Here is a 14,720-nt window from a genome sequence, read left to right as displayed (position 1 = left end):
GTTTGGTCCCCTCACGGGAGGCCTTGGCCAAAGGTATGGATTTCACTGTCAGATGAAATCGATTGGAGGTTCGGTCAATCGGCACTACACTCGAAAGTCAATGTTCGGGTGCGTGAAAGAGCTATCGTCCTGCTGATGCACACCCTCTCAGCTTTCTCATCACGAATCGCTAGCATCTTAGGATTCCAGTTCCGGTCACACGGGCCGTGCCCGGCGTATCGATTAGTCCGATAGAGTCACCTTCGGGACGCGGAATCGAGCAAAGTCGATTCACTGTGATCCCAAAGGCGACCTTCACAGGGCAAACCGAGCTCAAACACTTCAGCAACGGTCGTGAATTGCGATACAATGGGAGTTTCAGTTGATCTGTCCCTCCCCGCCCGCCATTGCACACCTGCCCCATGCCAGCCCCCCTCGCGCGTGTTCTGACCTGGGTGAGCACTCTCACCCTCGCCGCGACATTTAGCTTTGCGGACGACGTCAATTTTCGGCGTGACGTACTGCCAATCCTCTCGGATGCATGTTTTCAATGCCATGGTCCCGATGAAGCGGCTCGTGAAGCCGACTTGCGTCTGGACACTGCGGAGGGAGCGGCAGGAATGCTCGACGCTCAGGATCCCCCTCAGAGCGAGCTGATCCAACGGATCGTCTCGACCGATTCCGGTGAAATCATGCCGCCGCCCGACTCGGGTAAGAAGCTCAGCGGCAAGCAAATCCAGACTCTGCAGCAATGGGTCCGTCAGGGTGCCAAGTACGAACAACACTGGGCGTTTTCGCCACCGGCGTGGCCAGAAATCCCCTCTGTCAGCCATCCCGAATGGATCACCAACCCCATCGACGCGTTCGTGGCCCGACGCCTGGAGGACGAAAACCTTTCGCCATCACGTCGCGCCGACAATGCGACCCTCGTACGACGACTCTGGATCGACTTGATCGGACTACCGCCGACTCCCGCGGAAGTCGACCTGTGGGTTTCGCGGTTGAGCAATTCATCCGAGCGATCGCAAGCGTACGATGACTTGGTGACCCACTTGCTGGACTCACCGCATTTCGGTGAACGTTGGGCAAGACTCTGGCTCGACGCAGCTCGATACGCGGACTCCGACGGCTACGAAAAAGACAAACCTCGCCAGGCATGGTTTTATCGCGACTGGGTGATCGATTCTTTCAATAGCGATCGACCCTATGACGATTTCCTCATTCGCCAAATCGCAGGCGACTTGCTGCCGGGTGCCAAACAGAGCGACCGTGTGGCAACGGGATTTCTGCGCAACTCGATGGTCAATGAAGAAGGCGGAGCGGACCCTGAGCAGTTTCGTATGGAGGCCATGTTTGATCGGATGGACGCGATCGGAAAAGCCGTTTTGGGGCTAACCATTCAGTGCGCTCAGTGCCATTCGCACAAGTACGATCCGTTGACACACGAAGAGTACTATCAGCTCTTTGCCTGTTTGAACAATACCGACGATGCCATCATCTCGGTGTACACGCCGGACGAACAAGCCAAGCGTCACGAGATCTTGAAACAGGTCCGGCAGATCGAGTCGGATATCAAACGTCGCTTTCCCGACCATCGTGATCGCATGGCGGACTGGGAACAGGAGATCCAAAGTCAACCTTCGCCGACATGGCAAACCCCTAAACTGACCTTTTTGGATTCGGCACTCAGCGGCAGCAAGTTCCTGTTGCAGAGCGATGGTTCGTATCTGTGCCAAAGCTATGCACCGACCAACTTCAAACCCAAGATGACCGGCATCGTGACCGGCGAATCGATCACCGGCATCCGCTTGGATCTGCTCACCCATCCGAACTTGCCACGAAGCGGACCAGGACGCAGCGTCGACGGGACTTGGGCATTGAGCGAGATCACCGCCGAGTATGCGTTGTCCGGTTCGCCAGACAAAATCCATGCCGTCAAGTTTGCGCGAGCTACCGCGGACCTGTCGCCAGCGGAGCATCCGTTGCCCTCCAGATACGACAATCGCAACAAAGCGACACGTGTACTCGGTCCGATCCAGTTCGCCATCGATGGCGACGAAAAAACAGCCTGGAGCAACGACGTGGGACACCCGCATCGTAACAAGCCCCAGACGGCCCGTTTTGTACTGGAGCAGCCCGTCTCGATTCCGCCCGGACAGCATGCCATCGTCACGGTTTATTTGGCCCAGCGTCATGGCGGTTGGAATAGCGATGACAACCAGACCATCAACATTGGCCGCTTCAAGCTTTCCTTCACCGGAGACCTGATTCCCGATACGGATCCGCTGCCCATCGAAATCGAGGAGATCCTCAGCCGCACCCTCGATCAACGAGACGCCGGCGACTGGGACACGTTGCTGAGTCACTGGCGCACCACCGTCGATGAGTTCGCAGAATGGAACACGGAAATAGAACTGGCATGGGCCGAGCATCCCGACGGGACCACCCAGTTGACGCTTTCGCAGCGTGACGAGCCACGGCCCACGGCACTTTTGACGCGAGGCGATTTCCTCAATCCCCAGCACGTCGTCCAGCCGGGCACACCAAAATTCCTACACGAGTCGGCACAGAGCACGGCTGCACCACGACTACGCTTGGCTCAATGGCTGGCATCACGACAATCGCCGACGACGGCTCGGTCGATCGTCAACCGGATCTGGCAAGCCTACTTTGGGATTGGCTTGGTCGAAACAAGCGACGACCTGGGGACACAGAGCAGCCCGCCATCGCACCCCGAATTGCTCGACCATTTGGCGATGGAGTTGATGGAGAACGGATGGAGTTTGAAACATTTGCATCGTTTGATCGTCACCAGCTCAACTTATCAGCAATCGTCGCAGGTCACACCCGAACTGCTCGACCGTGATCCCTACAATCGATTGCTGGCACGCGGCGCCCGATTCCGCGTCCCCGCGGAGTCCGTTCGCGACATTGCCCTGGCGACGAGCGGATTGATCAATGATGAGATCGGAGGTCCCAGCGTGTATCCGCCGGCTCCGGAATTTTTGTTCACACCCCCGGTCAGCTATGGCCCCAAGACGTGGAACACCGAACAAGACGAGGACCGTTATCGACGTGCGCTCTATACGTTCCGTTTCCGTAGCGTTCCCTATCCCATGTTAGAGAACTTTGACGCAGTGACGGGAAACATCTCTTGTGTACGGCGCAGCAAGTCGAATACGCCGATGCAAGCGCTCACGTCGCTCAATGAGCCGATGTTGATGGAATGCTCAGTTGCCATGGCCCAGGAAATCATCGACGGTTCGACTGACACCCGGCAACGCTTGACTCAGGCACTGCGGCGATGCGTCGCCAGAAAGCCACGGGCGGATGAACTGCGAGTCTTGACCGACTATCTGGACCGCCAGGACAAACGGTTGGCCAATGGTGAGCTCGACGCAGGCGAAATCATTTCCGCCGGTCCGCCGTCGATCATCCAGGGACTGGAACAACCCGCCGCGCGTGAATTGGCAAGCTGGACCCTGCTGTGTCGCGTTCTTTTGAATTTAGACGAAACCATCACCAGACAATAGAGAATCAATATGAAACCCGATTCACACCAGCAGGCCAATCGCCTGCGGTCCCGACGTTGGTTCTTCAACCAATGCGGCGTCTCGATGGGAGCGTTGGCGGCGACTGAAATGCTGGCCTCGAATTCCCCAGCGGCAGATAGACCGGCGATGCCGAGCGATCCCTTGGCCGTTCGCCAGCCGCATTTCCCCGGCAAAATCAAGAACATCATTTACTTGTTCATGGCTGGTGCCCCCAGTCATTTGGAATTGTTTGACTACAAGCCGCAGTTGGCGAGGTTTGACGGGACGCTGCCACCGGCAGAACTACTGAAAGGCTATCGAGCAGCGTTCATCGACCCCAACTCCAAACTATTGGGACCAAAGTTCAAATTCGATCGGCACGGCGAGTGCGGCGCCGAGATCAGTGAGTTGCTGCCACACATTTCGTCGATCGCAGACGAGCTCACGATCGTCAAGTCGATGACCACCGATGCGTTCAATCATGCCCCGGCTCAAATCATGATGAACACCGGTTCGCAACTCTTTGGTAAACCCAGCTTAGGCTCGTGGACCCTGTACGGACTGGGCAGTGAATCACGAGACCTGCCTGGTTTTGTGGTCTTCAGCAGCGGGGCCAAGGGTCCCAGTGGAGGAAACAGCAACTGGGGCAGCGGGTACTTACCCACGGTGTATTCCGGCGTACAGCTACGCAACGTGGGCGATCCAGTCCTATATCTCTCCAACCCTCCAGGGGTCGACGATGTCGCGCAACGCGACGCGCTCGACGCGATCACTCATCTCAATCAGCAACAGTTGGAGCTCACAGGAGATCCGGAGATTGCCACACGTATCAACAGCTACGAGATGGCGTACCGAATGCAATCCAGCGCGCCGGAACTGATGGACTTGGCCTCGGAATCCAAAGAAACGCTGCAGATGTATGGCGTCGACCCGGCGAAGTCATCTTTCAACAAGAACTGCTTGCTGGCGCGTCGATTGGTCGAACGCGGAGTTCGCTTTGTTCAATTGTTCCATGAAGCGTGGGATCAACACGGCAACCTCAAGAAAGGACTGACGAACAACTGTCGGGACACCGATCAGGGTTGTGCCGCTTTGATCCGAGACCTGAAACAGCGAGGCATGTTGGATGAAACACTCGTCATCTGGGGTGGCGAGTTCGGCCGCACACCGATGGTGCAAGGAGGCGGGGACGACGGACGTGATCACCACCCCAACGCCTTCACCATGTGGATGGCCGGCGGCGGGATGAAGCCCGGCGTGACGATCGGTGAAAGCGATGAGTTTGGTTTCAACGTGATCAAAGATCGAGTCCATGTACGAGACCTGCACGCCACCATCCTGCATCTGATGGGATTTGACCACACGCGACTGAGCGTCAAATTTCAAGGTCTCGATCAACGCCTCACCGGCGTCGAGCCCGCCCGCGTGGTGTCCGAAATCATCGCCTAGTGCATCGCGAAGTTGGAGTCCAGGCTTCAGCCGCTCAAACCTCAACACGACGAGACTCTGTCGCCAAGAGAGATCGATTCGTCAGGGTATTCAAGGATTGAGAATTGAACCGTCCCAAAATGCATAGCCGCGGAGGCGGCGAAAGATTGTGTGGGATGCCGTGAACCATCTGTCGCCGCTTATTGCTCACACAGTCACTCAGTCACTTAGCCAGAACCGAAACCAATAGAGATAGCTCAGTGCCAAAGCAGTCCAAATCCATTCGTTGCAACTCGTCCCCATCGCCAAAGTTGAATGGCATCTCACTCCCATCGTCAACTCAAAAACACCAGGAACATAGTAGGTCCCAGAAAGACCACCTTTGGCGAGAACTGTAAAGGGTTCACCCATCAATGTCAGTTCACGATTGCCCCAACCACGATATTCAAGGACAGCAATTTCCACTTGGTTCAAGGTCAGTGATAGTTCTTTGCCTCCCAGCGTAACGGCTCGCAGTGAAGCGTCGGAATTCTCAGATCTTATTATAAACTCGTAAGGAGACTTCCCTCTGCAACGATGGGTTATCTCACCGTGTTCTAGAAATACCGCACAATCAGGGCTCCAAAAAAACGCCTTCTTTTCTGGTGCAAGCCAAAAAATGGACATCTGGGTCGTCAAAGGGGTATTTGTACTGGACATGTTCTTTCCAAATGAAGCCGACCTCTGCTACGCCTCCAACAGCAAACTTTCCGTCACGTTTTCCGAAGCGGAACGATCTGGGACATCGGAGCGATCGGGGACAGAGAACTTTGCTGCTTAGACTGACTCACAACTCCAGCACTAGTTTGACGTTTTTTCTAGTTCAATCCGCTTAAGAAAGTTCGACCAGTTCGTCCCGTCCCGTGATCCATATACCCATCGATCAAAGGAAACAACACATGCCGGGATTCGTCTCCTCAACTCTTCGCCTCCACGAAGTGTCAATCTAGTTCCACTAATATTCAAAAGTCGCGCAAAGCAAAGGGGTCAAAGCAAAGGGGTCAGGCCTCTTTGTTTTTGGTTCTTCGCAGGTTACGCTTTGTCAAAGGTCCCTTTTCGGAGAACCTCACCATGCCCCGACCACCACGTGCCGATGAAGCGGGCGGTTTGTATCACGCGCTGAATCGCGGCAATTTGCGAGCGACGATTTTTCACAAAGATGCCGACTACGCTGCTTTCGAGTGGATCCTGCATGAAGCGTTGCAAATTCTCCAAATCGAGTTGTATTCCTTCCAGTTGATGCCCAACTGTTACCATCTGGTTCTGCGACCGTTGGTCGATGGGGAGATGAGTCGATTCATGGCGTGGGTCGGAGGAACGCACACGATGCGGTATCATTCGCACTACCACACCGGCGGCACGGGACATGTTTATCAACAACGATACAAGAGCTTTCCGATCCAAGACGATGAGCATTTTTTCGTGGTTTGCCGGTACGTCCAACGCAACGCGTTGCGAGCGGGTTTGGTCGAGCGAGCGGAGGACTGGCGTTGGGGATCGCTATGGCACTGGCTGCACGCTCCGGCTCCGAACCTGCTTTCGCGCTGGCCGAAATCGCGGCTTCCCCGTTGGACCGAGCGAGTCAATCAATGCCTCAGCGACGAAGAATTGGCCGCGTGCCGCCTGTCGGCCCAACGTGGCAAGCCGCTGGGCGGTGAGGGTTGGGTTGAAAGCATTGCCCGCCGTCTTCATCTGGAATCGACCATGCGACCGAGGGGCCGAAAGCGGGTCCGGTTCCCGGAAAATCCCAACAAAGAGGCCTGACCCCTTAGATTCCTGCCAAAGAGGCCTGACCCCTTAGATTCCTGCCCCGGAAAATCCCAACAAAGGGGCCTGACCCCTTAGATTCCTCTTGGGATGTTCTTGGCCGAATTGAGATCGGATGGTTTCATTGACCGGAAGTGACTCGTTGTTCACGGTCTACGTAGGATTGATTCTTTGCTTCCGCCGGGCTTGCCCCGGTTCGGAGCAACAACTGGCAGCTACCCGGTAACACAATCGCATTCGCTTCCCCACCGCCCGCGAATCGCCTTTGGCGATTCGCGGGCGGTGGGGAAGTTTTGTTGGCTTGGGCAAGTAGCCGTCAGTTGTTTCCTCCGCCGAGACAAGCTCGACGGAAGGAGCTTCGAATCAGAGAAAGTAGGATCTGATCATGGGTGGATGTTGGAAATGGGAGGAGTGAAGTTGTTAGTTGGCTTTTCGTGCGCGAAGTCGCTTGGAATGGATGCGTATTGGGTGAAGCAACGTTTCAGCGTTCAGCCCCCTCATCCCCAGCCCTTCTCCCCCAGAAAAGCTGGGGGAGAAGGGAGCCAGAGTGGACGAGTGGTGCGGATTGTGGTGCGGGGCCCACGGCTAGCGCCCGAGGCTCACGAGGCATCGAGGTGCGGATTGTGGTACGGGGCCCACGGCTAGCGCCCGAGGCTCACGAGGTTTCTTTCCGGCGCATCATGCCGTTGGCGACGGCGTCCAGCAGGCGGGCCTTACCGATCCGGCGGCCACCTTCGTAGACGATCACGTCGCCATAGAGTCCCGATGTGTTTGCAGTGGGGGCAAGCAGAGCACTTCAGCAGGGAAAGTTGTTGGTCACGTTGCTGCAGAGAAGTGAAAATCCACGGCTTCATGATGACGTCCCCCCAAGGTCCAAGAGAAAAGCAGCGGGAGATGAATCCGCACTTGTGCAACACAATTTGCGTGCAACGCGTCTGAAAAGGGGCGAGGTAGCAGCGGGGTACGGTTTAGAATCTCTGAAAGGCGGGCTGCGAGATGCTGACTGCGAGGGCGGGCGAAAGTGTACCGAATTAACCATGTACAACGCCTTTCCTATTCCGACTACAAATCGGCCCAGAACACGCGGGATCTTCGATGAAAGCGGGGCCAGTAACACGTACCTTCAACGATCTCGAAGGCGAGACTAGCTCGTTCGAGTTAGGCGAGCAGTTGGTCGCGCTGTTAGCTGGCGTTTGATTGCGTGCCCCCATCGTCTTAGGTTCTCGTGCTTTCCAAAGACCTATTCGTTTTCCTTTCTCACGACCACTCGCGGTAAATCCGTTTTCGGGTGGTTTGTTTTGGCTGAGCGTGCCAGCGTGCTATAGTGCTGATTCTATTCTCCTGCCAACGAGGCGGTGCCGTTGGGGCGTTTGACCCAGGCACCCCAAGCATACCGCCGATACGACTCGCCCTTTTTTGTTTATGAACGAACTCTATCAGCAGTGGTTGCAGATTCCTGCCGATCGTTTGCCCCCCAATCACTACGCCCTCCTAGGGCTGGATGATTTTGAATCCGATACGACCAAGATCGATGAGGCCGCCAAACAAAGGGCTGCCTATCTGCACTCGATCGCTGCGGGGCCGCAACGCAAGGCGGTTCAAGAATTGCTGGGGATGGTCGCGTCAGCGAGACGCGTGCTGACGGACCCCGAATCCAAAACACACTACGACGATCAATTGCGGAATCCCGCTCCGGCGGCGAGGCCCACCGTCGTTCCCACGAGCAACGCCGCAGCACCAACAGCCGCCGCCAACGCAAGTGCTGCGGGAACACCTGCCAGCAGTCGCGCAGACTCCTATGCCGCCTCGCGCAGGAAACGCAAACAGTTCCAATGGAAATTCCATGCGATCAGCGCAAGTGTTCTGTTGCTGATTGTGTTGATCGTTTACTTCGTCAATCGTGGAGGCGGCGGCCGACGTGCTGCTGACGCTAAACCTTTGTCGTCCAAATCGACGGCGACCCAATCGACCGGCAGCCCGGCCCCAAAGAACCAAAAACCGAGCGGTTTGACTTCAAACAAGACGACGCCAGACAATACGACGCCGAATGACTCGGAGTCATCCTCAAACGAGGCCATGAGTTCGACTCGAACCAAACGCACCGCAAACGCGAGCGTCTCCAGCAGCCAAGCTCGACCTGTCGCGCCGAAATCTCAAAAACTGGGTGCCGAGATCGGACGCACGAAAGGATCGGGACTGCTGAGCGGCGGAAAGTTTGACGAGGTCTTGGCCGATGTGAATGTGCCGGGAGCCAGTGTGCCGGGAGCGAAAGACATGCAACCACCGGCGAAGTCTGGTGATGGACCATCTGACGCCACACCGATTTCACTTGCCAAAGATTGGCTTGCCGGGCTGAAAGCTGTTCCTGAGTTTCCAGGCGACGTCGCGAAGCGATTCAAGATCGCAAACACTCAACGGCTGTTCAATGCCGCCGATGGCGCGATGATTGTTCAACCGGCCGAGAACGCGGCCGCAACGCAAACGTTGAGCGAGACGAAACCGAGTCTTGAGAGCGGTCAGGCAGTGAGCTTAACGGTTCAGATGAGTGGTCAAGTTTCCGATGGACAGCTCGTTGCAATCGGCTTTCCGAAATGGCTGATCGGAATCCGCACTCAAGGAGACCGCATGGAGATCGTCAGTAGTCAGTCGGGCAGTGGAGATGATTTCCAAGTGATTGAGTCCATGCCCAAGACGGATCAGCCGATCCGGTTGGCGGTCGTGCGAGACAGCAAACCGCCGAGCCGTTTTCGTTGGATCGTTGACGGCCCGGACTCAGCGCACTCGGGTCAAGTCGATCGGGAAAAAATGGGAACCAAAGCCGGCTTGGTGATCCACTTTCGTTCAACGAAAGAAACGCCAGCCGATGCGATCAAGCTGACTGATCTGAAAACCGGTAAGCTGAAGAAGGCTCCTGATTGGCCTTGAGGGGTGGCGGATGAATGATCTGGGCTAGCCGATTTTGACCGACAGTCGCAACAACTCCAAGGCGGCGTCGGCGGCTTCATGGCCTTTGTTGCCCAGTGCTCCGCCGCTTCGCTGCAATGCCTGCTCCAGCGTGTTGCAGGTCAACAGACCAAGCCCGATCGGTTTCTCCGTTTCGACGCCCATGTTCATCAAGGACATGCTGACGGCCCGATTGATGTGCTCGTCGTGCGTCGTTTCACCTTTGATCACACATCCCAAGGCGATCGCGGCGACCACGTCGGGACGTCGAATCAGCGGAGCGATTGCGAGGGACAGCTCCCATGCTCCCGGAACTCGTACGACCAGAATGTCCGATGGGGCGACGCCACCATTATTCAGCGACTCCAGTGCTGCGGTGAGCATCGAATCGCAAATGGCTTCGTTGTAGGTGCTCGCGGCAACCACGATCTTGCCCTGGGGCAAATCGCCATCGGTACCGACAAAAGTCTGAATCGTTCCCGAATCGGCTGAATCAATCGACATTTTTCACACTCATCAAGAACTCAACGTTGTTTTGCGTTTTCCGTAGACGCTTGGTTAGATCTGCCATCGCATCCGCCGGAGAAACTTCGGCAAACGCACGACGCAGGGCAGAGATTCTGGCATGCTCGTCTGCATCCATCAACATTTCTTCGCGACGAGTCCCGCTACGTGCGATATCGATCGCGGGCCAAATGCGACGATCGACCAGAGCGCGATCGAGTACGATCTCCAAGTTGCCGGTTCCTTTGAACTCTTCAAAGATCACGTCGTCCATCTTGCTGCCCGTGTCGACCAACGCCGTCGCCAAGATGGTCAGCGAACCACCTTCCTCTGTCTTTCTCGCCGAACCGAACAGGGCCTTGGGTTTTTGCAACGCTCCCGCGTCCAAGCCACCCGAAAGCAACTTGCCCGTGGACTCACCGTCGCTGTTGTGCGCGCGAGCCAACCTGGTGATGGAGTCCAAGAAGACCACCACGTCGGTGCCGGCTTCCACCATCCGCTTTGCTTTTTCGATCACCATCTGAGCGACTTGGATGTGTCGCTGTGCGGGTTCATCGAACGTGCTGCTGATGACCTCGCATTGCGGCCCGCGAACCTCGCGTTCCATGTCCGTGACTTCCTCCGGCCGTTCATCGATCAACAAGATGAACACGTACGACTCGGGATAGTTCTTCAAGACCGCTCGCGCCATCTGCTGCATCAGGATCGTTTTGCCCGCCCGCGGAGGGCTGACAATCAAACCGCGTTGTCCAAACCCGATTGGCGTCAGCATGTCGACCACACGCGTGCTCAACTCTGCCGGATCGTGCTCCAGAATGATTCGCGTGTTGGGGTGCAGCGGGGTCAACAAATCGAACGCAACCATCTGATTGCGTTGCATCGGATCTTGGCGATTGATCGCTTCGATTCTCAACAATGCAAAGTATCGTTCGTTTTCCTTGGGTGGTCGGATCTGTCCCGCAACATGGCTGCCGGTTTGCAAACCGAAGCGACGAATCTGACTGGGTGAAACGTAGATGTCATCGGGACAGGAGATGTAGTGATGCGACGCGCTTCGCAGAAACCCGAAACCGTCGGGCAAGATTTCCAACGTGCCCTCTCCGTACATCAGCCCGTTGACTTTCATACGATGCTTGAGCACCGCGAACATCAGCTCGGTACGCGAAATCCCGTCGGCCAGCGTGATGCCTTCGGCAACCGCCAACTGCGCGAGCTGCTCGATCGTCTTGGTCTGCAACTGAGCCAAATTCAGCTCGGTGGTTTCCTGTCCGGATGGAATTCCAACGCGTTTGCCTGACTTGTTGGCTTCGCTGACGATCTCCTCGGGGAGCGATAACGGATCTCGTTCCGCATCCAGCTCGCGAATGCGTTCGTCGACTTGTTTGTCCGGGTGTCGCGGACGTGCAGTACGTTTGTACTGCTGGTACTCGCGCGATCCGCTGTTGCGTCGCGGACCCCGGTTGTCCTCACCGTTTGGCCGATTGGATTGCATGATGATTGGTCGCGCCTGGGTCAGCCGTGGCGCTCTGAAGAGAGGGAATGCAGGCAGGGAAAAGAGAGAAGCAGGAGGGTATAGTCAGCCACCGCATGGGCGGTGCTTACAGCCTAACAGGAAATTTCGTCGATTGTCCAATGAAGGGTCGCAATGGCGGGGAACCATCGTGTCAGGGTCATATTTCGGCTGGGAAGTCGGTTTGGCAGTGCCGGATCCCGGTCCGGATCGATGGCGTAATTCGGACTGATGGCCCGGATGGGTGTGATTTGGTGGTACTGCTGCCCTGGATTGTAGCGAGCAATTCCCACGCGGCACGGAGTTTTTCGTGCAAAGCCTCTAAGGTCGCATCATTAGACATAATTCGGTTACTGAGTCGCTTTTTTGTCGCTATCGACACTTGGCTGGCCTCCCGGCGATCCAGTTCCAAAGCGTCCCAGCCTCGTCGGGCGGCTCTCTGAAGCCGAACATCGCGGTCCGCATCGATGCACCAGATGGCATCGCAACATCGGTCCCAACCCGATTCGAACATCAGGGGAACATCCAGCAGAGAGACGGGAAAACGGTTCTCAGCCGCCCAAATCAAGCTTTCGGTGATCTTCCGACGCACGATCGGATGCACCAGCGACTCCAAATACTTCAGCGCCTGCCTCTGCTCAGGTGCATCGCCGAACACCTTGCTTGCCACAACCGAACGGATCACGGCCCCGTCGGCATCAACAATCGATTGGCCGAACCGCTGGACCAAACCGTCGCGTACGTCGGGCAGTCCCAAGCAATCGCGGGCGATCAAGTCCGCGTTGATCCAATGCGCTCCCTGCCAGGCCAAATACTCCGCGACGGTCGATTTACCGGCAGCCGGCGTTCCAACGATTCCGAGCAATATCATCGCGTGTTTCGGCATGCCATCGAGGTTAGAAGTCCGTGTTTACCGAGCACCAAGTCGATCACTGCAACTGCGTTTTTCGCTGCCATCGCCTTGCTGTCTGCCATCGCCTTTTTGCCTGCCATCGGATTGCTCGCTGTATCCAAACTCTAACTTTCCCGTCCATTGTGGTGCGGCGGTGGCAGCCTGGTCCATCCAGATGCCTACCACCATTCCGGGATTTCTGAAAAGTTTTTCTCAAGTCGATCTTCCGGCCGGTCGGGGCAACCTGACAAAAGGAGTCGTGAGCAGGGTGCATTCTGGCTTGTACCCGCCTAGAACTTCGTCACGATCGATCCAGAAACAAGCAAATGCCCGACCTTTCCCAGATCACCCACTTCGCGGATACTGTCGCACTACCGTTGATCGGAGTTTGGTCCTTGGTGGCATTGAAGCTTTCGGTGGGCGACGCGGAGCAGCGTGCCCAACGACGTTTCTTTCTCACCCTGATTGTGATGACCATCGTGACGTTGCGCACCGTGATCGCTTGCGACCACAGTTGGCTGATTCACACCACGATGACAGGCAGCATGATCGTGGCGTCGCTCGTATTGCCCAGCCGAAGCGATGATGTGACATGGAACTCCGAGACCACTTCGTTGACCGAAGCACCGTATGGTCAAGTGACCTGAGGCGTTGGCGGTCTGACCTTCGACACGCCGCTCGATACGCCGGGCAACTGAACCTTTCCATCGAATATGTCTGATCCCGCCAGCGTCCGAGTCATTCCAGGTGGTCCCGTCAACGGCGAAATCCGCCCGCCAGGCAGCAAGAGCCTGACCAATCGCGCGCTGTTGTGCGCCGCCTTTGCCGACGGACCGTCGACGTTGACTGGTGCGTTGCGTAGCGAAGACACCGAGGTGATGATCGAGGCGTTGCGGCAGATCGGCATCCCCATCGAGATCAGCGAAGGCGGGCTTACGTTGTCTTTGGGAGGCCGGGTTAGCCAACCGCAGGATCGCAATTCAGAGCATCACGAGTTGTTCATCGCCAACAGCGGAACGACCGTTCGTTTTCTGACCGCCGCGCTGTCGGCGGCCGGCGGTAACTATCGACTCGTCGGCGTCGAACGAATGCACCAACGTCCGATCGAAGACCTGATCACTGCGTTGATTCCGATTCAAGAAGGCAACATCGCGGCGGAATCGCCATCGGGATGCCCGCCGGTCTTGATTCAGTCGGACGGCTGGAACTGCGAATCCATTTGCGTCGCGGGGTCCGTTAGCAGTCAGTACCTCAGTGGTCTGATGATGGCCGCCCCCATCGCTGCGATTCGCACCAGGAGTCCTCGGGAAATATTGGTTCGGGGCGAATTGGTTTCGATGCCTTACGTCAAGATGACCGCCGAGGTCATGCGTCGTTTCGGCGGAGCAATCGAGATCATCGAATGCGACAACGTGCCGGAGAACAACGTGCCGAAGAGCAACGTGCCGGAGAACGATGCGACGGCAACAACCGTTCGCGTTCAGGTCGACGCCAACGAGTATCAAGGCATCCAGTACGCGATTGAGCCTGACGCGTCAGCGGCCAGCTATTTTTGGGCCGCAGCCGCGATCACTCAGGGTCGCATCACCGTCAATGGATTGACGCCCGGTGCGATGCAGGGTGATGTGGGTTTCTGTGAAGTCCTGCGGCAGATGGGATGCGAAGTAGAAACCGGGCATGACAGCTTGACCATTGTCGGACGGCCGCTGCATGGCATCGATGTCGACATGAATGCGATCAGCGATACAGTTCAAACCCTGGCAATGGTCGCTTTGTGCGCCCAGGGTCCGACTCGGGTTCGTGGTGTCGCGCACAATCGATTCAAAGAAACCGATCGCATCGGTGACTTGGCCGTCGAGCTGAGAAAGCTCGGGGCGATCGTGACAGAACATTCCGATGGCATGACCATCCAACCGCCCAGCGATGGCATTCGACCCGCAGTCCTGGAGACCTACAACGATCACCGAATGGCGATGAGTTTTTCTCTCGCCGGGCTGGTTGCCGACGGGGTCGAGATTCTCAATCCGGGATGCACCGTCAAGACCTATCCCGAATACTTTGCCGATCTCGAGAAACTGATCGGTCGCGCACACCACTGGCGAACTTGATCAAATGCCCGGCGATC

11 protein-coding genes are annotated in these 14,720 nt (G+C 56.6%); 6 read left to right on the top strand and 5 right to left on the bottom strand.

Going from position 1 to position 14,720, the window contains the following annotated elements:
• Window positions 1-401: 401 nt before the first annotated feature.
• Window positions 402-3,512, top strand: coding sequence for a PSD1 and planctomycete cytochrome C domain-containing protein (locus Pla52nx_RS24455; RefSeq protein WP_146522827.1), 3,111 nt, complete (start codon window positions 402-404; stop codon window positions 3,510-3,512).
• Between the two features lie 9 nt (window positions 3,513-3,521).
• Entirely contained in the window at window positions 3,522-4,961 is a 1,440-nt protein-coding gene (locus tag Pla52nx_RS24450; RefSeq protein ID WP_231742573.1) for a DUF1501 domain-containing protein, read from the top strand.
• A 198-nt stretch (window positions 4,962-5,159) separates the two neighbouring features.
• Here the strand turns inward: Pla52nx_RS24450 and Pla52nx_RS24445 are convergent, their stop codons facing one another.
• Window positions 5,160-5,639, bottom strand: a complete 480-nt coding sequence (locus Pla52nx_RS24445) for a hypothetical protein (RefSeq protein WP_197455004.1) — start codon at window positions 5,637-5,639, stop codon at window positions 5,160-5,162.
• Window positions 5,640-6,050: 411 nt separating this feature from the next.
• Between Pla52nx_RS24445 and Pla52nx_RS24440 the strand changes: the two genes are divergently transcribed.
• Window positions 6,051-6,743, top strand: coding sequence for a transposase (locus tag Pla52nx_RS24440; RefSeq protein WP_342190250.1), 693 nt, complete (start codon window positions 6,051-6,053; stop codon window positions 6,741-6,743).
• Window positions 6,744-8,168: 1,425 nt separating this feature from the next.
• Entirely contained in the window at window positions 8,169-9,671 is a 1,503-nt protein-coding gene (locus Pla52nx_RS24435; RefSeq protein WP_146522830.1) for a hypothetical protein, read from the top strand.
• A 24-nt stretch (window positions 9,672-9,695) separates the two neighbouring features.
• Here the strand turns inward: Pla52nx_RS24435 and ribH are convergent, their stop codons facing one another.
• From ribH to Pla52nx_RS24415, 4 genes are all read right to left on the bottom strand, one after another.
• Window positions 9,696-10,193, bottom strand: a complete 498-nt coding sequence (gene ribH / locus Pla52nx_RS24430; protein WP_390620414.1) for a 6,7-dimethyl-8-ribityllumazine synthase — start codon at window positions 10,191-10,193, stop codon at window positions 9,696-9,698.
• A complete protein-coding gene (gene rho, locus Pla52nx_RS24425) occupies window positions 10,183-11,685 on the bottom strand; it encodes a transcription termination factor Rho (RefSeq protein ID WP_146522831.1) in 1,503 nt (500 codons plus the stop codon). Before rho ends, ribH begins: the two co-directional genes overlap by 11 nt.
• 178 nt (window positions 11,686-11,863) lie before the next feature.
• Window positions 11,864-12,589 carry a dephospho-CoA kinase gene (coaE, locus tag Pla52nx_RS24420; RefSeq protein WP_146522832.1) on the bottom strand — a complete coding sequence of 242 codons (726 nt, stop codon included), beginning with the start codon at window positions 12,587-12,589 and terminating at the stop codon, window positions 11,864-11,866.
• Between the two features lie 24 nt (window positions 12,590-12,613).
• Entirely contained in the window at window positions 12,614-12,784 is a 171-nt protein-coding gene (locus Pla52nx_RS24415; RefSeq protein WP_197455006.1) for a hypothetical protein, read from the bottom strand.
• 137 nt (window positions 12,785-12,921) lie between these two features.
• On the opposite strand from Pla52nx_RS24415, the gene Pla52nx_RS24410 reads away from it, so the two are divergent.
• On the top strand, window positions 12,922-13,242 hold the full coding sequence (locus Pla52nx_RS24410) for a hypothetical protein (protein WP_146522833.1): 321 nt from the start codon (window positions 12,922-12,924) through the stop codon (window positions 13,240-13,242).
• 66 nt (window positions 13,243-13,308) lie between these two features.
• Complete coding sequence (gene aroA, locus Pla52nx_RS24405; RefSeq protein WP_146522834.1) at window positions 13,309-14,703, top strand: 3-phosphoshikimate 1-carboxyvinyltransferase; 1,395 nt, start codon at window positions 13,309-13,311, stop codon at window positions 14,701-14,703.
• Window positions 14,704-14,720: the final 17 nt, after the last annotated feature.

It is taken from the genome of Stieleria varia (assembly GCF_038443385.1).
In the GTDB taxonomy this organism is placed as follows: Bacteria; Planctomycetota; Planctomycetia; order Pirellulales; family Pirellulaceae; genus Stieleria; species Stieleria varia.
Note: the sequence above shows the minus strand (reverse complement) of the source record. Positions and strands in the feature narration are given on the sequence as shown.

Bases quoted from the DNA above. Each gene is read 5' to 3' on its own strand.
- Pla52nx_RS24455 (WP_146522827.1), top strand. From the start codon at position 402: ATGCCAGCCCCCCTCGCGCGTGTTCTGACCTGGGTGAGCACTCTCACC.
- Pla52nx_RS24450 (WP_231742573.1), top strand. From the start codon at position 3,522: ATGAAACCCGATTCACACCAGCAGGCCAATCGCCTGCGGTCCCGACGT.
- Pla52nx_RS24445 (WP_197455004.1), bottom strand. From the start codon at position 5,639: ATGTCCAGTACAAATACCCCTTTGACGACCCAGATGTCCATTTTTTGG.
- Pla52nx_RS24440 (WP_342190250.1), top strand. From the start codon at position 6,051: ATGCCCCGACCACCACGTGCCGATGAAGCGGGCGGTTTGTATCACGCG.
- Pla52nx_RS24435 (WP_146522830.1), top strand. From the start codon at position 8,169: ATGAACGAACTCTATCAGCAGTGGTTGCAGATTCCTGCCGATCGTTTG.
- ribH (WP_390620414.1), bottom strand. From the start codon at position 10,193: ATGTCGATTGATTCAGCCGATTCGGGAACGATTCAGACTTTTGTCGGT.
- rho (WP_146522831.1), bottom strand. From the start codon at position 11,685: ATGCAATCCAATCGGCCAAACGGTGAGGACAACCGGGGTCCGCGACGC.
- coaE (WP_146522832.1), bottom strand. From the start codon at position 12,589: ATGCCGAAACACGCGATGATATTGCTCGGAATCGTTGGAACGCCGGCT.
- Pla52nx_RS24415 (WP_197455006.1), bottom strand. From the start codon at position 12,784: ATGGTGGTAGGCATCTGGATGGACCAGGCTGCCACCGCCGCACCACAA.
- Pla52nx_RS24410 (WP_146522833.1), top strand. From the start codon at position 12,922: ATGCCCGACCTTTCCCAGATCACCCACTTCGCGGATACTGTCGCACTA.
- aroA (WP_146522834.1), top strand. From the start codon at position 13,309: ATGTCTGATCCCGCCAGCGTCCGAGTCATTCCAGGTGGTCCCGTCAAC.